Annotated in this window: 19 protein-coding genes; 8 read left to right on the forward strand and 11 right to left on the reverse strand. The window is 72.3% G+C overall.

What is annotated here, in order from left to right; all coding sequences use genetic code 11:
• The first annotated feature begins 39 nt into the window (after window positions 1-39).
• The 3 genes from ACFWGN_RS10100 to hemQ all read left to right on the forward strand — a co-directional run bounded on the left by ACFWGN_RS10100 (window position 40) and on the right by hemQ (window position 3,439).
• The gene (locus ACFWGN_RS10100) at window positions 40-1,008 is read left to right on the forward strand and encodes a carbohydrate ABC transporter permease (RefSeq protein ID WP_191800602.1); all 969 of its coding nucleotides are present in this window, start codon (window positions 40-42) and stop codon (window positions 1,006-1,008) included.
• Window positions 1,009-1,419: 411 nt separating this feature from the next.
• The gene (locus ACFWGN_RS10105; protein WP_377616734.1) at window positions 1,420-2,616 is read left to right on the forward strand and encodes a ferrochelatase; all 1,197 of its coding nucleotides are present in this window, start codon (window positions 1,420-1,422) and stop codon (window positions 2,614-2,616) included.
• Window positions 2,617-2,704: 88 nt separating this feature from the next.
• Window positions 2,705-3,439 (forward strand): hydrogen peroxide-dependent heme synthase, encoded by a 735-nt coding sequence (hemQ, locus tag ACFWGN_RS10110; protein WP_191800228.1) that lies wholly within the window; start codon window positions 2,705-2,707, stop codon window positions 3,437-3,439.
• Window positions 3,440-3,481: 42 nt separating this feature from the next.
• Here the strand turns inward: hemQ and ACFWGN_RS10115 are convergent, their stop codons facing one another.
• Complete coding sequence (locus tag ACFWGN_RS10115; RefSeq protein WP_377616735.1) at window positions 3,482-3,892, reverse strand: hypothetical protein; 411 nt, start codon at window positions 3,890-3,892, stop codon at window positions 3,482-3,484.
• On the opposite strand from ACFWGN_RS10115, the gene ACFWGN_RS10120 reads away from it, so the two are divergent.
• Window positions 3,875-4,708 (forward strand): tryptophan-rich sensory protein, encoded by an 834-nt coding sequence (locus ACFWGN_RS10120; protein WP_377616736.1) that lies wholly within the window; start codon window positions 3,875-3,877, stop codon window positions 4,706-4,708. The genes ACFWGN_RS10115 and ACFWGN_RS10120 overlap by 18 nt on opposite strands.
• Before the next feature lie 115 nt (window positions 4,709-4,823).
• Here the strand turns inward: ACFWGN_RS10120 and ACFWGN_RS10125 are convergent, their stop codons facing one another.
• From ACFWGN_RS10125 to ACFWGN_RS10140, 4 genes are all read right to left on the reverse strand, one after another.
• Entirely contained in the window at window positions 4,824-6,020 is a 1,197-nt protein-coding gene (locus ACFWGN_RS10125; RefSeq protein WP_318244325.1) for a Glu/Leu/Phe/Val dehydrogenase, read from the reverse strand.
• A gap of 222 nt (window positions 6,021-6,242) precedes the next feature.
• Window positions 6,243-7,013 carry an aldo/keto reductase gene (locus ACFWGN_RS10130; protein ID WP_377616737.1) on the reverse strand — a complete coding sequence of 257 codons (771 nt, stop codon included), beginning with the start codon at window positions 7,011-7,013 and terminating at the stop codon, window positions 6,243-6,245.
• A gap of 80 nt (window positions 7,014-7,093) precedes the next feature.
• Window positions 7,094-7,645: a hypothetical protein gene (locus ACFWGN_RS10135; RefSeq protein WP_377616738.1), complete on the reverse strand. Its 552-nt coding sequence runs from the start codon at window positions 7,643-7,645 to the stop codon at window positions 7,094-7,096.
• A gap of 89 nt (window positions 7,646-7,734) precedes the next feature.
• Window positions 7,735-8,502, reverse strand: coding sequence for an AraC family transcriptional regulator (locus ACFWGN_RS10140; protein WP_377616739.1), 768 nt, complete (start codon window positions 8,500-8,502; stop codon window positions 7,735-7,737).
• A 53-nt stretch (window positions 8,503-8,555) separates the two neighbouring features.
• Here ACFWGN_RS10140 and ACFWGN_RS10145 point away from each other — a divergent pair, with 53 nt between their 5' ends.
• Both ACFWGN_RS10145 and ACFWGN_RS10150 read left to right on the forward strand, forming a co-directional pair.
• Window positions 8,556-12,122 carry a proline dehydrogenase family protein gene (locus ACFWGN_RS10145; protein ID WP_377616740.1) on the forward strand — a complete coding sequence of 1,189 codons (3,567 nt, stop codon included), beginning with the start codon at window positions 8,556-8,558 and terminating at the stop codon, window positions 12,120-12,122.
• Window positions 12,123-12,227: 105 nt separating this feature from the next.
• The gene (locus ACFWGN_RS10150; RefSeq protein ID WP_377616741.1) at window positions 12,228-12,521 is read left to right on the forward strand and encodes a hypothetical protein; all 294 of its coding nucleotides are present in this window, start codon (window positions 12,228-12,230) and stop codon (window positions 12,519-12,521) included.
• Window positions 12,522-12,559: 38 nt separating this feature from the next.
• Here ACFWGN_RS10150 and ACFWGN_RS10155 read toward each other — a convergent pair whose 3' ends face one another.
• Window positions 12,560-13,348 carry an anaerobic ribonucleoside-triphosphate reductase activating protein gene (locus ACFWGN_RS10155; RefSeq protein ID WP_377616742.1) on the reverse strand — a complete coding sequence of 263 codons (789 nt, stop codon included), beginning with the start codon at window positions 13,346-13,348 and terminating at the stop codon, window positions 12,560-12,562.
• Window positions 13,349-13,671: 323 nt separating this feature from the next.
• On the opposite strand from ACFWGN_RS10155, the gene ACFWGN_RS10160 reads away from it, so the two are divergent.
• Window positions 13,672-13,890: a helix-turn-helix transcriptional regulator gene (locus ACFWGN_RS10160; protein ID WP_191800209.1), complete on the forward strand. Its 219-nt coding sequence runs from the start codon at window positions 13,672-13,674 to the stop codon at window positions 13,888-13,890.
• Between the two features lie 12 nt (window positions 13,891-13,902).
• Entirely contained in the window at window positions 13,903-14,277 is a 375-nt protein-coding gene (locus tag ACFWGN_RS10165; protein WP_377616743.1) for an SdpI family protein, read from the forward strand.
• A gap of 177 nt (window positions 14,278-14,454) precedes the next feature.
• Here the strand turns inward: ACFWGN_RS10165 and ACFWGN_RS10170 are convergent, their stop codons facing one another.
• From ACFWGN_RS10170 to ACFWGN_RS10190, 5 genes are all read right to left on the reverse strand, one after another.
• Window positions 14,455-15,471: a LacI family DNA-binding transcriptional regulator gene (locus tag ACFWGN_RS10170; protein ID WP_377616744.1), complete on the reverse strand. Its 1,017-nt coding sequence runs from the start codon at window positions 15,469-15,471 to the stop codon at window positions 14,455-14,457.
• 57 nt (window positions 15,472-15,528) lie between these two features.
• The gene (locus ACFWGN_RS10175) at window positions 15,529-16,980 is read right to left on the reverse strand and encodes a GH1 family beta-glucosidase (RefSeq protein ID WP_377616745.1); all 1,452 of its coding nucleotides are present in this window, start codon (window positions 16,978-16,980) and stop codon (window positions 15,529-15,531) included.
• Complete coding sequence (locus ACFWGN_RS10180) at window positions 16,977-17,906, reverse strand: carbohydrate ABC transporter permease (protein ID WP_068624496.1); 930 nt, start codon at window positions 17,904-17,906, stop codon at window positions 16,977-16,979. The genes ACFWGN_RS10175 and ACFWGN_RS10180 overlap by 4 nt, the downstream gene beginning before the upstream one ends.
• On the reverse strand, window positions 17,903-19,027 hold the full coding sequence (locus ACFWGN_RS10185) for a carbohydrate ABC transporter permease (RefSeq protein WP_191800201.1): 1,125 nt from the start codon (window positions 19,025-19,027) through the stop codon (window positions 17,903-17,905). Before ACFWGN_RS10185 ends, ACFWGN_RS10180 begins: the two co-directional genes overlap by 4 nt.
• 103 nt (window positions 19,028-19,130) lie before the next feature.
• On the reverse strand, window positions 19,131-20,465 hold the full coding sequence (locus ACFWGN_RS10190) for an extracellular solute-binding protein (protein WP_191800199.1): 1,335 nt from the start codon (window positions 20,463-20,465) through the stop codon (window positions 19,131-19,133).
• Window positions 20,466-20,714: the final 249 nt, after the last annotated feature.

Genomic DNA, 20,714 nt, shown 5'->3' on the forward strand with positions numbered 1-20,714 from the left:
CCTCCGGCCGAGGAGGTCTCGGCCCAGGCGGGCGGCTCGATGGCCGCGCTCGCCGAGAAGGCCCTGCTGACCCGACGCGAGGGCGACGCGGCGCGCGAACGCAAGAACCGTCGTCGGGCGCTGGACGCAGTGGCCGACCGCGGCGCGGTGTCGACCGCGGACTGGCGCCGCCCCTCGGTGCGCTTCGGGATGGGCGGCACGCACGTCCTGCTGCTCGTGCTGCTCGTCGTCGCGGGGCTCGGGCCCATGCTGCTGCTCGCCAAGTTCGCGATCACGCCCACCCAGGACATCCTGCGCACGCCCATGGCGATCTTCCCGAACGGCATCGCCTGGGACAACCTCGACAAGGCGTGGAACGAGGTCCAGATCAGCAAGTACTTCTTCAACACGATCTGGCTCGCGCTCGGCTCCTGGGCCGTGCAGATGGTCGTCGCGACGACCGCCGGCTACGCGCTGTCGGTCCTGCGCCCGCGCTACGGCAAGGCGATCCAGGCAGCGGTGCTGTCGACCATGTTCATCCCGGCCGTGGTGCTGCTCGTCCCGCTGTACCTGACGATCCTGAACCCACCCCTGCTGGGCACCTCCCTCATCAACAGCTTCTGGGCCGTGTGGCTGCCGGCGGGCGCGAGCGCGTTCAACGTGCTGCTCGTGCAGCGCTTCTTCGACAACCTGCCGCGCGAGGTCTTCGAGGCCGCGCGGGTCGACGGCGCGGGGCCCTACCGGTTGTTCTGGTCGATCGTGCTGCCCATGTCCAAGCCCATCCTGGGCGTGGTCTCGGTGTTCGCGATCATCGCGAGCTGGAAGGACTTCCTCTGGCCGCTCCTGGTCCTCAAGGACCCGCTGATCCAGCCGCTGTCGGTGCGCCTGCCCGCGATCGCGGCCACGACCGACAAGGGCGTGTTCCTCGCGGCGCTCGCGATCTCGACCATCATCCCCGTGCTGCTGTTCCTCGTGTTCCAGCGCACGTTCCTCCAGGGTGCGGGGCTCGGGGGAGCGGTCAAGGGGTAGCCGGGAGGCACGGAGTGCGCCGGTGCGCCGGGTGGGTCACCTGGTGCGCCGACCGCCGTGCGCTCGCCCGGTCGCACAGCCGAGCTGGCGCACGGTCGGTCGTTCGCGAGATGCGGTGAACGGGGGTCGGAGGATGCCTTCCGACCCCCGTCCGCCGTATCTCGCGGATTATCCCGGGGGCCCGCGTCGGTTCCGCGACAGTCTCGGCACGGTCTGAGGCGCGGTTCCCGCCCCGGGCGCAGGCCCGCCCCGGGCGCAGGCCCGCCCGGCGCCCGCGCAACCGCTCCCGCACCGCGGGCCGCGGCCTCGCCGACCGCCCGCAGCTGTTCTGACGATCTGTCCCGTCAATGTCACGTCGGGGTCGTCCGGCTCCGGCGAAGAACCTCCAGGAACGCCTGACATGATGGCGACATGCCCTCGTTCTCGCCCCAGACGACGGCCGCCGGACCCGGTGCACGGACCAGCACCGCTCCTGCCGCTGCCGCAGAAGTCCGCCCCTACGACGCCCTCCTCCTGTACTCGTTCGGAGGGCCCAACAAGCCCGAGGACGTCGTGCCGTTCCTGCGCAACGTCACGGTCGGCAAGGGGATCCCCGACTCGCGCCTCGAGGAGGTCGGCGAGCACTACTACGGGTTCGGCGGCAAGAGCCCCATCAACGAGCAGAACCTGGCCCTCAAGGCCGCGCTCGAGGAAGAGCTCGCCTCGCGCGGGATCGACCTGCCCGTCGTGTGGGGCAACCGCAACTGGGAGCCGTACACGCGCGACGCCGTCGAGCAGCTCGCCGGTGCGGGCGCCCAGCGCGTCGTGGCCCTCGTGACCTCGGCCTTCTCGTCCTACTCCGGGTGCCGTCAGTACCGCGAGGACCTCGCGCTCACGCTCGACGCCCGCGGTGAGCTCGGCCCCGACGGCTCGACCGGCATCCAGTTCGACAAGGTGCGCTCGTACTTCAACCACCCCGGGTTCGCGCAGGCCAACATCGACGCCGTGCTCGAGGGCTACGAGGCGCTCGCGGCTAAGGGGGGCGACGTCGCCGAGGCGCGCCTCGTGTTCGTCACGCACTCCATCCCGCTGACCATGGAGGCCGCGTCGCGCATCTCGCACGCGACCTACTCGCGCCAGCACCTCGACCTGGCCCGCGTCGTCGCCGAGGAGGTCTCGGCACGTCTCGGCCACGAGGTCGAGTGGAACCTGACGTTCTGCTCGCGCTCGGGCCCGCCCGCGCAGCCGTGGCTCGAGCCGGACGTCAACGACCACCTCGAGTCGCTCGCGGCCGACGACGTCACGAACGTCGTGCTCTCGCCCATCGGCTTCGTGTCGGACCACATGGAGGTCGCGTACGACCTCGACACCGAGGCCATGGAGACCGCGTCGCGCCTCGGGATCACCGCGGTGCGGGCAGGGACCGTGGGGACCCGCGCCCCGTTCGTGGCCGGCCTGGTGGACCTGATCCTCGAGCGCGCGGCCATCGCGCGCGACGAGAAGTTCACCGAGGCGGTCGTCGGTGAGCTCGGCCCGTTCCGTTCGGTGTGCGCACCGGACTGCTGTCTGCGACGCGACGGCGAGCCCAGCGGCATCCCTGCGCTGTGCAGCACCGACCTGCACCGCTGACCCCGACCACACGGCGGCCCCCGGTCGCCACGACCCGCCCTCGGGACGCCGACGTCACCGGGGCTCCCGCACCGAGAGAGGCACGACGATGAACGACGCGCACCGCGTCCCCGTGGACCACGAGCAGATCAACGACGCGATCCGCTACACCATGTGGTCGGTCTTCGCGCTGGCCGAGTCGCTGCCGGCGGACCCCGCCGAGCGCACCGAGATGGTCGAGGCCGCGCTCGCCGCGGTGGGCGGCGGCGACGACCCGTCGGCCGTCGACGGCGACCTCGTGGTCCGCGGCTGGTACGACGTGGGCGGCCTGCGCTCCGACGCCGACCTCATGGTGTGGTGGCACGGCCCGAGCATCGAGTCGGTCCAGGGTGCCTACCAGCGCCTGCGCGCCAGCGACCTCGGCCGTCACCTCGAGCCCGTCTGGTCGAACGCCGCGCTGCACCGCCCGGCCGAGTTCAACCGGGGCCACGTCCCGGCGTTCCTCATGAACGAGGAGCCCGGGGCGTACCTGTGCGTGTACCCGTTCGTGCGCTCGTACGACTGGTACCTGCTGCCCGACGCCGAGCGCCGCACCATGCTGCGCGACCACGGCCTCGCGGCGCGCGACTACCCGGACGTGCGCGCCAACACGGTCGCGTCGTTCGCGCTCGGCGACTACGAGTGGCTCCTGGCCTTCGAGGCCGCAGAGCTGCACCGCATCGTCGACCTCATGCGCGAGCTGCGGGCCACCGAGGCGCGCCGCCACGTGCGTGAGGAGACGCCGTTCTTCACGGGGCCTCGGACCACGCTGATCGAGTGGGCGGGGCGGCAGCCGCTGTCCTGAGCCGTCCGCCCGTCCGCCGAGCGCGGAGCAGCTGTCGAGGATCTACGACGGCTGCTCCGCACCCGGCGCCTCTTCCCGGGCGTCGAGGACGCGGCCGAACGCCCCGAACAGATCGAGCGACATCGGCACGTGGCCGTGCTCCCACATCGGTGAGACGTACTGCTGCTCGACGAAGGTCCGGTCGGTCGTCGGTGCCGGATCCGCCGTAAGCCCTGCCGATTCCGTCGTCGGTCCTCCCGAGGCCTCGGCCCCGGGGGCAAGGAGGCGGACGAGGGCGCCGAGGGCCGCTCGCAGCATGCTGTTCATCTGGTTCTCCGACGGCGGGCCGCGACGCGGCGATCTGCTGGCGCCGGAGCGTAACCGGTCGGAGAACCCCGGCGCCAGCCGGGTGCGCCCCAGATGCTCAGCCTGCTGAGCGTTGGCATGCTGGGAGGCATGAGCACCGACCGACACACCGCCACGTCCCAGCCGGTCGAGGTCACCACGACCTCCGACCGGGTCCGTCAGGTCACGGTCCTCGTCGGGGCCGTGGTCGCGATCGTGGGGGCCGCCTTCGGGTCCGGCGCGTTCGGGGGCCAGGCGATCCAGGACGCCGCCGGGGGAGCCCTGGCGGCCGACGCGACCGTGGTCGCCCCCGACGGCCCGGCGTTCTCGATCTGGTCCTTGATCTACCTCGGGCTCGCGGTCTTCGCGGTCCACCAGGCGCTCCCGCGCCACGCCGCCGACACCCGGCTGCGCGCCGTGTCCTGGTGGGTCCTGGCCTCGATGCTGCTCAACGCCGCGTGGATCGGCGTCGTCCAGACGGGGGTCCTGCCGCTCAGCGTCCTGGTGATCGGTGTCCTCGTCGCGGTGCTCGCCGTGATCCTCGTGCGGCTCGTCCGGACCCCTCCCACGAACGCCCTGCAGGCTGTCGTCCTGGACGGCACCGTCGGCCTCTACCTGGGCTGGGCCAGCGTGGCCACGCTCGCGAACGTCGCTGCGACGCTCGCCGACGCAGGCGTGGACCTGGGCCTCGGTGCGACCGCCTGGGGCGTGCTCGTCGTCCTGGCCGGTGCGGTCCTGGCCGTCGCCTACGCGGTCTTCGCGGCGGGGCGGCCCGTGGTCGCGGTCGGGATCGGGCTGGCCATGGCCTGGGGGCTCGGCTGGATCGCCGTCGGGCGGGCGGACGGCCCGCTGGTCGACACCACGGTCGCGGTCGCGGCCGGCCTCGCCGCGGGCGTCGCGCTCCTGGCCCCCGTCGTGACCACGCTGCGCGCGCGTCTGGGCTGACGCGCCGCCGTCGGGCATGGTGCCGACCGCTGCCCGCCGCCAGCCCGCGCCCCGACGCGCGAGGGGCGGCCCTCGCCGTGCGAGGACCGCCCCTGCCGGGCGTCGAGCCAGGACCCTACGGGTAGAGCCCTCGGATCTGGTGCGCCTCGGCGGTCCGCTGGATGCCGATGACGAGCGCCGCGTCGCGCAGGCTCATCTCTTCGCGACGGGCCAACGACGAGACCCCCTGGTAGGCCACGTGCATGCGGTGCTCGAGCTTCTCGCCGATCTCCTGCTCGGTCCACCAGTAGGCCTGGTTCGCCTGGACCCACTCGAAGTAGGACACGACGACGCCGCCCGCGTTCGCGAGGATGTCCGGCACCACGGTCACGCCGTTCTTGGCCAGGATCCTGTCGCCCGCGGCGGTCGTCGGTCCGTTCGCGCCCTCGACGACCCAGCGCGCCTTGACGGTGTGCGCGGTCACGTCGTCGAGCACGCCCTCGACCGCGGCCGGGATGAGCACGTCGACGGGCAGCGCGAGCAGTGCGTGGTTGTCGATCGGGTCGGCGTCCTCGAAGCCGACCACCGTCCCGGTCTCGGCGACGTGCCGGAACAGGGCGGCGACGTCGAGCCCGTCGGGGTCGTGGATGCCGCCGTACTGGTCGCTCACCGCGACGACCCGGGCGCCGTGGCCCGCGAGGATCGCGGCGGCGTGCGAGCCCACCTTGCCGAAGCCCTGGACGGCGACCGACGCGTCCGAGAGCTCGAGGCCCGCCTCCGCGAGGGCTGCCCGGGTCGTGTGGACGACGCCCTGCGACGTGGCCGTGGTGCGCCCGAGCGAACCGCCCACGGGGATGGGCTTGCCCGTCACGACGCCCGGGATCGTGTAGCCCCGGTTGACCGAGTAGGTGTCCATGACCCACGCCATGGTCTGCTCGTTGGTGCCCATGTCCGGTGCCATGATGTCCCGCTCGGGGCCGATCACGGGCATGATCTCGCTCGTGTAGCGCCGGGTCACGCGCTCGAGCTCGGCCTGCGAGTACTCGCGCGGGTCGATCGACACGCCGCCCTTGGCCCCGCCGTACGGCAGGTCGACGACGGCGCACTTCCAGGTCATCCACATCGCGAGCGCGCGCACCTCGTCGATGTCGACGCTCGGGTGGTAGCGCAGCCCGCCCTTGCCGGGGCCGCGCGAGACGTTGTGCTGGACGCGGTAGCCGCGGAACAGCACGATGTCCCCGCTGTCGCGTCGGAGCGGGACCGAGACGTTGACCTCGCGGCGCGGGGTCGCGAGCATCTCGTGCAGGCCCGGGTCGTAGCCGAGGATCTCCACCGCGTTCGCGAGCTGGCTGTGGGCCGTCGCGAGGGCCGAGGCCTTCTCTGGGGTGGATGCAGGCTGGGTGGCGCCGCTCGTGGGCGGCGTTGACGTCGTCGTCACTCTTCCTCCGGGTGATGAGGGATTCCTCGCGGTCCCGTGGTGAGGGACCGTGTCCGACCAACGTACCGCCAGGTCGGGGCCCGATTCACGTCGGCTCCCGGACCTGGCCGTGCGCCGTCACCCGAGCGCGTCGATGCTCGCGAGCTCGTCGGGGGTCAGGGAGAAGCACGTGACGTCGAAGTTCGCCTCGATCCGGGCCGGGGTCACGGACTTGGGGATCACGACGAACCCGTGGTCGAGGTGCCAGCGCACGACGACCTGCGCGGTGCTCACGCCGTGCGCCCGGGCGACCGCCTGCAGGGCGGGCGAGTCGAGGTTCGTGCGCTTGAACGGGCTGTACCCCTCGAGGACCACGCCGCGCTTGGCGTGCTGCTCGACCACCTGCGGGTCGTAGTCGTCGGGCCCCCAGGGGATCTGGTTGACCGCGGGGGTCTCGCCCGTCTGCTCGGACAGGATGTCGAGCTGGTCCACCGAGTAGTTGGACACCCCGACCGATCGCACGAGGCCCACGTTCCGCGCCGCGAGCAGCTCGGCCCACACCCAGGGCGAGGCGTCTCCGGACGGCGGCCAGTGGATGAGCCACAGGTCCAGGTAGTCCGTGCCGAGCAGGCGCAGCGACTGGGCGAGGGTCTCGTGCTCGCGCCCGACGTCGGCGGGACGCAGCTTGGTCGTGAGGAACACGTCCTGGCGGGGGACGCCCGACGCGGCAAGGGCACGGCCGACCTGCTCCTCGTTGCCGTACATGGTCGCGGTGTCGATGTGCCGGTACCCGACGTCGAGCGCGTGGCGGACCGCGCGGTAGCAGTCGTCGCCCTCGGACTGCCAGGTGCCGAGGCCGAGCAGGGGGATGTCGCCGCCGGGAAGGGCGGCGGTGGGGATCGAGGTCATGGGTCCCAGTCTTGGCACGGCCGGAGCAGGTGCGCGACCGGGAGACCGGTCGTGACGAGCCGTGCGGTCGTGGAGACCACTCACCCGGCGTCCAGGACGACGGTCGCCTGCTGCGGGCCCGGGCAGTCACGATCGTCGGGGCTCTCAGCCTGCCAGTCCAGCTCGACGACGCGGTCGAGCGCGACGTCGCCCGTCGACGAGCGCACGACCGTCACGACGACCTCCGACGGTGGCGAGAACACGGAGCCGATCCAGACCGGTCCGGTGACTGTGGGCGTGGGCGTGGGCGTGGGCGTGGTCGGCGTGGGCCGGACCGGCGTGGCCGGCTCCCCGTCGGTCGGTGCGGTCAGATCGACGGGCGGTGGTGCGTCGGCCTCCGGCACGAGCTGCACCGAGCCGGCACGGATCAGGCCGCAGCTCCCGGCTCCCGGCGGGCAGTCGACCGCGACGTCGAAGGCCTCCCGGTCGGGCCACGAGTCGGCGAGCCGCACCTCGAGCGTCGATGCCTGCATGATGGCCGGGCAGATCACCACGTCGTCGCCCACCCCGCACGCCGCCAGGAGGGGGAGCACCGCGGCGCCGAGCACGAGAGCGCCGGCCGCGCGTCGGGGGTGGCGGTCGTCGTGGCGCACGGGCACAGGCCTCCTCGTCGTCGGGGATCCCCTCGATCCTCGTCGCCCCGAGGCTAGGCGGCTCGGCGAGACGCGTCACGCCGACGCGCTCACCGCCGCGCCCGCCGCCGGAACGACGACGGCGTCTCGCCCGTCAGCCGCGCGAAGGTCCGGGTGAACGCGGGCTGGTCGTAGAAGCCCGTGACGACCGCGATCTCGGCGATGGGAGAGTCCGAGTGCGCGAGCATCTCGGCCGCGCGGTCGACCCGGGCACGGAGCACGAGCTGTCGAGGGCTGAGCGAGAACACGCGGCGCACGCGCCGGTCGAGCACCGCGGGCGTGCATCCCGCGAGGGTCGCGAGATCGGCGACCGTGAGCGACTGGCCGAGGCGCTCCTCGATCCCGGCGACGAGCCGTGCCATCGAGTCCATCGAGGTGTCGTCGGCGTCGTCCTCGCGCAGGTCCTGCGAGACCGACACCAACCCGACGAGGCGACCTGCGCCGTCGTGCACCGAGAGCTTGGACGTGAGGAACCAGCCGGGCGTGCCGCCCAGGCGGCGGATGAGCTCGAGCTCGTTGCGCAGCGGGCGCCCCGTGCGCAGCACCTCGGCGTCCTGCTGGTCGTAGCGCTCGGCGAGCTGCGGGACGAACAGGTCCGTGGCGCGCCTGCCCACGACCGCGCGGCGCGAGCGTTCGTTGGTGCGGGCCACGAAGACCCGGTTGACCAGCACGTAGCGGCCCGTGACGTCCTTGGCGCAGAACATGGTCGACGAGAGCTCGTCCATGAGGTCGACCATCGCGGGGCTCAGGGCAGCCAGGAGCGCCTCGCCCTCGGGCCAGGTGCGGGGTGGGGTGGACTTGTCCGGAAGTGCTGCCATGACAGCCCGGATCGTACAAGACGAAGCGTCAGCATCGGAGGCACGCTAGGAGGATGAGCAACGAAGCATCGCCTGCCCCTGCGGGGGCAGCGCGCGCGGGGGACCGGTCACGAGCCGGCACCTCCGCGCCCCTGCACCCGACCGACAGGGTCGACGACACGTCCAGCACCTCGACCGACACCCCGATCGACGCCCTCACCGACGACGCCGCGCGCCTGGCCCGCAGCTGGATCGCCGCGGCGGACGCGGCCTCCGAGGGGGCGGGCGAGCGCAGGACCGCCGAGCGCCTCGGTGCCCTGGTGTCCGACCCCGCGGGTCTCGAGCTCGCGGTGCGCTTCGTCGACAACGTGGCGCGCCCCCAGGACGTCCAGGTCGCCGCGCGCGAGCTGGGCCTGCTGGGTGAGCTCGCGGGCGGGGCCAAGGGGTTCCTCGGCCCCGTCGACACCGCGCTCCTGCGGCTCGGTGCGCGCATGGCACCCCTGCTGCCCAAGGTCGTCGTGCCCGCCGCGCGGGTCCGCCTGCGCCAGCTCGTGGGCCACCTCGTGGCCGACGCCGGGCCGGGGCTCGGCAAGCACCTCGCGCGCACGCGCGCCGAGGGCTACGCGCTCAACGTCAACCTCCTCGGGGAGGCCGTGCTCGGCGAGGACGAGGCCCAGGCCCGCCTCGCCCGCACCATCGCGCTGGTCGAGCGTCCCGACGTCGACTACGTGTCGGTCAAGGTGTCCTCGGTCGCGTCCCAGCTCGTCACGTGGGACCTCGAGGGCTCGCGCGACCGCGTCGTCGAGCGGCTCCTGCCGTTGTTCCGCGCAGCGCGCGACCACGGGGTGTTCCTCAACCTCGACATGGAGGAGTACCGCGACCTGGCCCTGACGACCGAGGTCTTCCAGACGATCCTCGGGCGCGAGGAGTTCCGCGGACTGGAGGCCGGGATCGTGCTCCAGGCGTACCTGCCCGACGCGCTGGGTGCGCTCGACGGCCTCACCGCGTTCGCGACCGAGCGTGTCGCGGCGGGCGGAGCCCCCGTCAAGGTGCGCCTCGTCAAGGGCGCGAACCTCGCGATGGAGAAGGTCGAGGCCGAGCTCCACGGCTGGGAGCAGGCGCCCTACCCGACCAAGCCCGACGTCGACGCCAACTACGTGCGCCTCGTCGACCACGCGCTGCGCGCCCCGCGCACCGACGCCGTGCGGATCGGCGTCGCGAGCCACAACCTGTTCCACGTCGCGCTCGCGATCCTCGTCGCGCGCGCCCGCGGGGTCAGCCACGCGCTCGACATCGAGATGCTCCAGGGCATGGCGCCGGGCGAGGCGCGGGCCGTGCGGGACGAGGTCGCCCGGGACGGCGGCCGCGTCGTCCTCTACACCCCGGTCGTCGCGCGCGAGGACTTCGACGTCGCGATCTCCTACCTCGTGCGCCGCCTCGAGGAGAACGCGGCCGAGCAGAACTTCCTGCACGCCATGTTCGCGCCCGCCGACCGGACCGCACAGTCGGCGATGGACCGCCAGGAGGCGGCGTACCGCGCCTCGGTCGAGCTCGGCACCCGGTACTCCGACGCAGACGTGACGCCGCGTCGTCAGGCGCGCGACGCCGTCGGGCCGCTCGGTGCGTCGACGCCCGGCGACGCCGTCGCGACCGGGTTCCGCAACGCCTCCGACACCGACCCGGCCGTCGCGGCGAACCGCGCCTGGGCCGCGCGGGTCGTCGGGCCCGACTCCGGGTACGTGCCCGCGCAGTCGCCCGAGGTGACCAGCGCGGACGAGGTGGACGACGTCGTCGCGCGTGCGGGGAAGGCCGCCGTGGCCTGGGCGCAGGTGGTCCCCGCGGACCGCGCCCGCGCGCTGCGGGCCGTGGCCGCGCGCCTCGAGGAGGCGCGCACCGCCCTCGTGACCGCGATGGTGCACGAGCCCGGCAAGACCGTCGCCGAGGCGGACCCCGAGGTCAGCGAGGCCGTCGACTTCGCGAGCTACTACGCGCGGTCGGCCGAGGCGCTCGACCAGGTGCCCGGTGCGACGTTCACGCCCGACGGCGTGACGCTCGTGACCCCGCCGTGGAACTTCCCCGTCGCGATCCCCGTGGGCGGGATCGTCGCGGCGCTCGCGGCCGGCTCGGCCGTGGTCGCCAAGCCCGCCCCCGCGACGCCGCGCTGCCTCGAGGTCGCGGTCGACGCGATCCACGCGGGGCTCGCGGACGCCGTGGCGAGCGCGCCCGCGGGCAGCAGCCTGACGGCCGAGGCTGTGCGCGACGTCGTGCAGCTCTCACGCGTGCCCGACGGCGACCTGGGGCGCCATCTCGTGACGCACGAGGGCGTGGCCCGCGTGATCCTCACGGGGGCGATCGAGACGGCGCAGATGTTCGCGTCGTGGCGCCCCGACCTGGACGTGCTCGCCGAGACGTCGGGCAAGAACGCGATCGTCGTGACCCCGTCGGCCGACCTGGACCTCGCGGCGGCCGACGTCGTGCGCTCGGCGTTCGGTCACGCGGGGCAGAAGTGCTCGGCGGCCTCGCTCGTGATCCTCGTGGGCTCGGTCGGCGACCTGCGCACCGAGACCGGTCGCCGGTTCTCGGTGCAGCTCGTGGACGCGGTCCGCTCCCTCGCGGTGGGACCGGCGACCGCCGTCTCGACGACCATGGGGCCTCTCACCGAGGTCGCCGAGGGCAAGCTGCTGCGCGCCCTGACGACGCTCGAACCGGGCGAGCAGTGGCTCGTCGCGCCGCGCCGGCTCGACGAGGACGGACGTCTGTGGACCCCGGGCCTGCGCTCGGGCGTCGCGCCGGGCTCGTTCTTCCACCTCACCGAGGTGTTCGGCCCCGTGCTGGGCATCATGACGGCCGCGACGCTCGACGAGGCGATCGAGCTGCAGAACGCGGTCTCGTTCGGCCTCACGGGCGGCATCCACAGCCTCGACGACGCCGAGGTCGACACCTGGCTCGACCGCGTCCAGGTCGGCAACGCCTACGTCAACCGGGTCATCACGGGGGCCATCGTGCAGCGCCAGTCGTTCGGCGGCTGGAAGCGCTCGGCCGTGGGGCCGGGCGCCAAGGCCGGTGGGCCCAACTACGTGGCCGAGCTGGGCACGTGGAGCGACGCGGTCGCCGCGGGCTCCGGGAGCGGGGCGCCCGACGGCGGCCCCGTCCCCGCGCGCGAGGCCTCGCCCGAGGCGTGGCTCGCGTGGGCGCAGGCCGACGACGCCCGCTGGTGGGCGCACGAGCTCGCGGTCGAGCACGACCCGTCAGGGCTGCACGTCGAGTCCAACGTGTTCCGGTACCGGCCGATCGACGTGCTCACGGTCCGGGTCGGCACGGGGGCTGCGCCGGTCGAGGTCGAGCGCGTGCTGTCCGCGGCACGTACGGCCGGGGTGCCGGTCGTGGTGAGCCGCGCTGACGGTGCGTCGCCCGTGAGCGACGAGGACTTCGCCGCGGCGGTCGCGCGGGGCGAGGTCACGGGCCGCGTGCGTGTGGTGGGCTCGGCGCCGGGCCTGCGCGAGGCTGCGGCCGGCCACGTGGGCGACGTGACGGTGCTCGACCACCCGGTGCTCGCGAGCGGTCGGCGCGAGCTGCTCACGGTCCTGCGCGAGCAGGCGATCAGCCGGACGATGCACCGGTTCGGGCACGTGACGCGCTGAGCGGCCTGCCCGGGACCGCCGAGCCCGAGGTGCGTCCCGCGACCGCCGCTGGTCGCCGGAGAAACCTCGGGCTCGGCACGGGGAGGTGTCGGTAGGGTGCCCCGCATGGACCCTCTCGCACGCCGCGCCTCCAAGCGGTGGAACAGGACCGCACGCACGCGCATCGACACCCACGGGTACCCGGCGCGTCATTTCGGGCTCGGCCTGCCGGACGGGGAGGGACGGGACGACGTCGCCGCCCTGTTCGAGCGCGTGGCGGCCGAGGTACGGGCGATGGGACTGAAGGCCGAGGACATCATCTCGATCACCTACGAGGAGATCATCGACGAGGACGGCCACTGGCCGAACTTCGTGGTGACGTTCTCCCCGCGCAAGCACCTCGGGCCGCGGGGGCGCTGAGCGGGACCGTTCCGCTCGAGGACGAGCACGGACGCGGGCTACGTGCGGCGTTCGAGCTGCGGCAGGTCGTCGTCGTGGAGCACGTCGGACAGCCGCATGCCGGCCAGCGCCGCGGCGTACGCGGCGTCGGTCCCGAGCGGGTGCGCCTCCTGGAGCACGTGCCCGCGCACGCCCAGGGCGGCGAGCCGCCCGCAGAGCTCGAGGACGTCCCCGCGCGAGTGGACGGTCGGGTCGACGGTCGTGCGGACTTCGTACTCGACCCCCGAGCGCTGGAGCACCGCGAGCGACCTGTACGCGGCGTCGCCCGAGGGGCGCGCGCCCGTGACGAGCTCGTAGTCCTCGGGCAGGTGCTTGATGTCGAGGCCCACCCAGTCGACGAGCGGCAGGACGTGCTCGAGCCGCACGGGCCAGGGGCCTGCGGTGTGCAGCCCGACGGCGAGCCCCAGCTCCCGCACGTCGGCGATCGCTGCGGGGAGCGCGGCCTGGAGCGTGGGCTCGCCGCCCGAGAACACGACCCCGTCGAGACGGTCACGCTGCCGCTCGAGGAACGTGACGACGTCGGGCCATGCGATGGGTCCCTCGGTGTCCGCGGGGGTGGTCGGGGCGAGGTCCCTCGAGTGGCAGTAGGTGCAGCGCCAGGGGCAGCCCTGCAGGAACACGGTCGCGACGAGGTGCCCCGGCCAGTCGACGGTCGAGAGCGAGGTCATGCCCGCGACCGCGAGCGGCGCGAGCGCGCGGCTCGGGCGCGAGCCGCTCCCACGTCCGGCGGTCGGTGACGCGGTCGGTCGGCCGGCTGGACCCGGGGGAGAGCTCGCGAGGGAGGTCATGACAGGTCCTTCCGTCCGTGGATGGGCGTCGTGGAGCCCTCCCGGGCATGCTCGGGTCGGCGTCGACGCGACGTTCCTCGACGGTACGCGGGTGTGACGCGCGACTCGCCGAGCCGTCTTGTGAGAACTTTCACAAGACGGAGCGTCAGGCCCCGTGCGACACTCGCCCTTGTCCCCATGTCAAGTGTTCTTTACTCTGAACACATGCCGCGCCGAACCGTCCGGACCGTCGCCGCGCACGCCGTCGTGGACGTCGTGCCGGGTGCGGCGCTCGGCGTCGCGCCGCGCTCCCGTGAGCACAGGACGCGGCTGGTCGCGGCCTGATGGAGAACCACGTGCGCGCCCGCCGTGCGGCTCTCGGGCTGACGCAGGCCGAGCTCGCCGAGCGGCTCGGGGTCTCGCGCCAGACCGTCATCTCGATCGAGCGTGGCCGGTTCGACCCCAGCCTCCCGCTCGCGTTCCGCCTGTCCGCTCTCCTCGGCGCGCCGATCGAGGAGCTGTTCGTCCCCTCGCACCACGACGTCCGCGTCGACCCCCTCTAGGAAGAGGCCCTCGTGCTCGCAGTCTGGATCCTCGTCGCGGTCGCTCTGCTCGTCGTGTGGCTCACCTGGCTCGGGGCCACCGACCGCATGACGCGCAACGGTCTGATCGGGATCAGGACGCCCGCGACGCAGCGCAGCGACGCGGGGTGGATCGCGGGGCACCGGGCGGCGCTCCGGGTCGTGGTCCCGGGCGGGGTGGTCGTCGCCGCGGTCGCGGTCGTGGTGACGGTCCTCGAGCCCGACGGCGCCACGGACGCCGCGTTCTTCGCCGTCGCTGGTGCGTTGCTCGTCGAGGTGATCGTCGCTGCCGTGGTCGCCGAGGTCGCGGCCCGTGGCGTGGGCGCGGACCTGGGGGACGAGCGCGCCGACCAGTGGGACGTCGACTGATGCTGCGGTCCAAGGGGTCGGTGATGCTCGCCGACCCCTGCTGACGAGTGGCGCCCGACCGCTCGCGTCACCGCGGAGGTCGGGGCGCTCTGACGCCGAGATGCGGCCAACGGGGGTCGAATCGCTGAGAAGACCCCCGTTGGCCGCATCTCGCGGAGCGCCGGCGGGAACCCGCGATCAGTCCGACGCCCCGCGGATGAGCTCGGGGGAGAAGATGCGGGCCGACTCCTTCACGGGCTGGCCCGCGATGAGGTCGAGCAGCATGCCGGTCGCGGCCTTGACCATCTCCACCACGGGGTTCTGGACCGTGGTCAGCGCGGGGCTCGTGGTCGCGGCGACGCCCAGGTTGTCGAACCCGACCACCGCGACGTCGCCCGGCACGGACCTGCCCTGGGCGCGCAGGACGCGCAGCGCGCCCTCGGCCATGAGGTCCGACGCGGCGAATACCGCGTCGATGTCGGGGTGGCGCTCGAGGAGCTCCTCCATGGCCGCCGCCCCGCCTGCCGCGGCGAAGTCCCCGTAGGCGATCGCGTCGTCGGGCAGGCCCGCCGAGCCCAGGGCCGCTCGCCATCCGGTGAGACGGTCCACCGCGGCGGTCATGTCCTGCGGTCCGGCGATCGTCGCGATGCGGCGGTACCCGCCGTCGAGAAGGCGCCGGGTCGCGATGCGCCCGCCCTCGACGTTGTCGACGTCGACGTAGACCAGGTCGTCCATCGCGGTGAAGGGGCGCCCGACGAACACCGCGGGCAGCGGTGAGGCGAGCACGGCGCCCTCGAGGTCGTCCTCGCGGTGGTGCGAGGTGATGATCGCGCCGTCGACGTGCCCGCTGCGCAGGTAGCGCACGATCCGGCCGGCGTGCTCGTCGGGCCGCGCGATGAGCAGCACGAGCTGAAGGTCCGTGGGGGCGAGAGCCGCGCTGACGCCACGGAGCGTCCCCGAGAGGAACGGGTCCGTGAGGATGCGCTCGTCCGGCTCGGGCACGACGAGCGCGATCGAGTCGGTCCGGCGCGTCACGAGCGAGCGGGCCGCGCGGTTCGGGGTGTACCCGAGCTGGAGGACCGCGGCGTCGACGGCGGCCTGCGCCTCGGGAGAGACGCGCAGGCCGCCGTTGATCGCACGGGACGCCGTCGAGCGGGACACGCCGGCCGTCTGGGCGACCTCGTCCAGGGTCGGCGCGGAACTCAAGGTGCTCATGGTCTCAGTATCCTGCCAGGCCACGATGAGAGAACTGCCACGATCGGCGTCGACGCGCTAGGAGCGCGCGGGGACGGCGTTGTCGGCTGCCACCTGGGCGAACCACCGACCGCTGGCCTTGACGGTGCGCTCCTGGGTCTCGTAGTCGACCCGGACGACCCCGAACCGCTTCGAGTAGCCCCACGACCACTCGAAGTTGTCCAGGAGCGACCATGCGAAGTAGCCGCGCACGTCGGCGCCGTCGACGATCGCGTCCTTGACGGCCCGCAGGTGGGCGTCGAAGAACTCGAGGCGGTTCTGGTCGTCGACCGACCCGTCGGCCTCCACGACGTCGTCGTAGGCGCAGCCGTTCTCGGTGATGTAGAGCGGCACGCCCGCGGGACCCGTGTAGTCCGCCTCCAGGCGGTTGAGCAGGCGGGTCAGGCCCTCGGGCTGGATCTCCCAGTTCTGGTCCGTGACGGGCAGCCCGCGCGGGTGGTTGAACACGCTGTCGGCCGCCGGGTAGGGGCTCGACGTCTTGCGCGCGACCGGGGCGTCGCCCACGAGCTCGGTGCTCGCGGGACGCGAGGAGACGAGCTCACCGTGGTAGTAGTTCACCCCGAGCGCGTCGATGGGCGACGAGATGATCGCCAGGTCGCCGTCCTGGATGTGGTCCGCGAAGCCGTACTGCTCGACGTCCGCGAGGACGTCGGCCGGGTACTCGCCCTTGATGACGGGGTCCAGGAAGATGCGGTTGAACTGACCGTCGATGCGGCGGGCCGCGTCGACGTCGCCCGCGTCGTCGGGGTCGACCGGGTCGGCGACCGTGAAGTTGAGCGTGATCCCGAGGTTCGCCTCGGGGGCCCGCTCACGCAGCGCCTGGACCGCGAGGCCGTGGCCGAGCAGCAGGTGGTGCGCTGCGGCGAGGCCGTCGGGTCGGCTCTGGCGCCCGGGCGCGTGGATGCCGCCCGTGTACCCGAGGAACGCCGAGCACCAGGGCTCGTTGAGGGTCGTCCAGACCCCGACCCGGTCGCCGAGGGCCTCGTGCATCGTCACGGCGTAGTCGGCGAACCGGTAGGCCGTGTCGCGGTTGGTCCACCCGCCCTGGTCCTCGATCGCCTGCGGGAGGTCCCAGTGGTACAGCGTGATCCACGGCAGGAGGTCCTTGGTGAGGAGCTCGTCGACGAGGCGCGAGTAGAAGTCGAGCCCCTTCTGGTTGACCGCTCCGCCGCCGGGCTGCACGCGCGCCCACGAGGACGAGAACCGGTACGTGTCCAGGTTCAGGTCGGCCAGGAGCGCGACGTCCTCGCGGTAGCGGTGGTAGTGGTCGCACGCGACCTCGCCGTCGTCGCCGCCCAGGACGGCGCCCGGGATCCGGCAGAACGTGTCCCAGACGGAGTCCTCGCGGCCGTCGGTGTGCGCGGCCCCCTCGATCTGGAACGCGGCGGTGGCGGCGCCCCAGAGGAATCCCTCGGGGAACTCGACGCGCCCCGTGGTGCCCAGGGTGCGGGGTGTGATGATCTCGGTCATCCCTTGACAGCTCCTTGCATGATGCCGGCGACCAGCTGGCGACCGGTGAAGATGAACAGCACGATCAGCGGCAGGGTCACGAGGAACACCCCTGCCATGACGAGCGAGTAGTCCACGAAGTAGTTCGCCTGGAGAGAGCGCACCACGAGCGGCAACGTCGGGTTCTCCTGGTTCAACACGATGGACGGCCAGAAGAAGTTCGTCCACTGCTGGACGAACGTGAACAGCCCGAGCATCGCGGCGGCGGGCCGCGCCGCGGGCAGCGCGATCGACCAGAAGGTCCGGAACATCGACGCTCCGTCGACGCGGGCGGCCTCGATGAGCTCGTACGGCAGCGACTCCGACAGGTACTGGGTCATCCAGAACACGCCGAACGCCGTGACGAGCGCGGGCACGATCACGGCCTGCAGCTTGCCGATCCAGCCCAGGTCCGACATGAGGATGAACATGGGGATCACGCCGAGCTGGGTCGGCACGGCCATGGTCGCGATGACGAAGACGAGCAGGGGACCCCGGCCGCGGAAGCGCAGCTTGGCGAACGAGTAGCCCGCGAGCGTCGAGAACAGCACCACGGACAGCGAGGTGATGACCGCGATGATGACCGAGTTCGTGAACGCCTTCCAGAAGTTGATCGCGCTCGAGCCGACCACCTCGGCGAACTGGGTGAACAGGCTCATGTCCGGCAGCAGCTGCGGCAGCGCGCTCTTGGAGATCTCCTCGGGGGTCGAGGAGCCCAGGATGAGCGTGAAGTACAGCGGGAAGACCGAGACCAGCAGCACGAGGCCGAGGACCGTGTAGGTGATCCAGCCCGGGCGGCGGGTGTAGCCGCCCGTGCCCTTGCGGACGGGGCGACGGTTGGGGCGGCGGGCCGCGGCACGAGCGGCGCCGGCGCCGGCGGTCTGCGCGACGACGGGGATCGAGCTCATCGCTTGTTCCGTTCGTTCGGAGCGCCCGTGGGCGCGCTGCTGCTGCGGGCGGGGGCACCGCTGGGTCGGCCGGAGGCGTTCTGCGCGCGGACGGCCGCGGCGGCGGCCTTGCGTCGGGCGCGCTGGACGCCGCGGGGGACCTTCTTGCTGGGGCCCGACGTCGAGATGCTCCGCGTGATCGCGAAGTTCACCAGGCCGATGAGCAGGATGACGATGAACAGGATCCAGGCGATCGCGGCCGCACGGCCGAAGTTCTTCTGGTTGCCCCACGCGACGTCGTAGAGGTAGAGCACCGTCGTCATCCACTGCCGGTCGGCGCCGCCGAGGCCCTGGGCGTCGAACGCACGGACCTCGTCGAAGATCTGCAGGCCGCCGATGGTCGAGGTGATGATGACGAAGATGATCGTGGCGCGGATCTGCGGGACGGTCACGGAGAAGAACTGACGGAACCGGCCGGCGCCGTCGATGATCGCGGCCTCGTAGAGCTCGCGCGGGACGGCCTGCATCGCGGCCAGGAAGATCAGCGCGTTGTAGCCGGTCCAGCGGAAGTTGACCATCGAGGCGATCGCGACGTGGCTCGCGAGCGTGTCGGCGTGCCAGCGGATGGGGTCGATCCCGAACGTGCCGAGCAGACCGTTGATGAGGCCGTACTGGTCGGCGAAGAGGCGCCCGAAGATGAGGCTGACCGCGATGGGGGCCACGACGTAGGGCAGCAGGACACCCATGCGCCAGAACGTCGCGGCGCGCAGGTTCTGGTCGAGCAGGGCCGCGATGATGATCGCGCAGATCACCTGCGGGACCGAGGACAGCAGGAAGATCGAGAAGGTGTTGCGCAGCGACTTCCAGAAGGTGGGCTGCGCGAGCACGTCGGTGAAGTTCTGCAGGCCGACGAAGTCTCCCTGTCCGCCCAGCAGGTTCCACTCGTGGACCGACACGAACGCCGTGTAGATCAGCGGGAACAGCCCGGTGATGGCGAAGAGGATGAAGAACGGGGAGATGTAGAGGTAGGGGGAGAGCTTGACGTCCCAGCGGCCGAGCCGTTGGGAGAAGCCGACGCGGCGCGAGGGGCGCGGCGGTTCGCCGAGGCCCTGGGTGGGCTGGGTGGGAGAGAGGACGGTCATCTGACTTTCCTGTGCTGGGTCGAGCTGGGACGCGGTGCCCGACGGCGGGCTGGGGCGTGGGAGCGCGGGGTGACCTCCCGGAGAGGTCACCCCGCGCACCGGATCAGCTCAGGCCCAGGTCCTTGTAGGCCTGGACTGCCTTGTCCCACGACGCCTGGGCGTCAGCGGTCTTCTCGACGTCGACGCGCTTGATGGCGTCCTGGACCGTCTGGTGGATCGCGAAGTAGTTCGCGCCCTTGAACGGAGCACCGTCGATCGCGAGCGCACGGTTGACGAAGATCGTGCCGACCGGTGCGTCGTTGAAGAACTCGTTGGTGAAGGTCTGCACGGCCTCGGACTCCTGCGCCTCGATCTGCGAGGGGAAGGTGCCGGCGTTGGTGAACGCCGTGGTCTGCTGCGCGGGGTCGGTCAGCCAGGCGGCGAGCTCCTTGGCGGCGTCGGCGTTCTTGCCCGACGCGGGCACCGTGAGGAACGAGCCGCCCCAGTTGAGGCCGCCACCGGGGAAGACGTCAGCGACGTTCCAGCCGGTCACGCCGCCCGAGCGCTCCTCGACCGGGCCGGTCATCCACGCGGGGCAGATCATCGTGGCGAAGCCGTTGTTCTGGAACGCGGCGTCCCAGTCGGCGCTCCACTGCTCAAGACCTGCGGAGAGGCCGTTGGTGGCCGACTGCTCGACGACCGTGTTGTAGATGTCCTGGATCGCGGTGTTGGTCGCGAGGTCCTTGGGCGTGCCGTCGGACTCCTCGTAGGCGTTGTCGATCTGGTTGACCATGCCCTGGGAGATCGACATCGCGCTGTCGTACCAGGCGGCGTCGCTCGCTGCGGCGAAGGTGGCGCCCGCGGCGAAGTAGTCGTCCCACGTCGCGTCGGCCCCGCCGAGCAGCTCGGCGACCGCTGCCGGGTCGGTCGGGAGGCCCGCGGCCTCGAAGAGGTCCTGGCGGTAGCAGATCGCGCTCGGGCCGATGTCGGTGCCGTAGCCGATGACCTTGCCGTCGGTGGTCGTGGCCTGCTGGACCTTCCAGTCGACCCAGCGGCCGTCGAGCGACGCGTCGGTCAGGTCGGTGAAGAGGTCGGGGTACTGCATGAGCTCGGGGAGCCAGTCGACCTCGATGGCCTCGATGTCGGCCAGGCCGTCGCCACCGGCGGCGAGCTTGGTCGTGAGGTTGGTGCGTGCGTCCTCGGACTTCGCGGCCTTGGTCTGCTTGACCGTGACGTTGGGGTGCTCGGCGGTGTAGGCCGCGAGGAGCTCGTCGGTGTAGCCGAAGTCGTTGAACGTGGCGACGGTGAGGGTGATCTTCTCGCCGTCGGCGGACCCGCTGCTGTCGTCCGACGAGCCGGAGCCCGAGGAGCAGGCGGTCAGGGTGAGGGTGAGGGCCGCGAGTCCTGCGACGGCGGCGGTTGCCGTGCGGGTGCGGGTCGGACGGGTGCTGCTCAGCACGATGACTCCCTTGTCGGTGATCGGCGTGGCAGCGCTCCCACGGTCAGGGGTGGTAGCGCTCCCACGAAGTGCCACGATGGTGGCCCGCCGGTTCTGCGGATGTCAACCTCGCGACGTGACATTCCGTCGTGGAAACGCTCCCACGCGCGCATCTGTGCAGGTCAGAGCGATTTGGTCACGACGGCCGTTCCTCAATCGTTATTGGTTCCCGACCGCCTGGAAAGTAAGATGGACGGCCGTTCAGCTCTG

It is taken from the genome of Oerskovia sp. NPDC060338 (genome assembly GCF_042726295.1).
GTDB lineage: Bacteria > Actinomycetota > Actinomycetes > Actinomycetales > Cellulomonadaceae > Oerskovia > Oerskovia merdavium.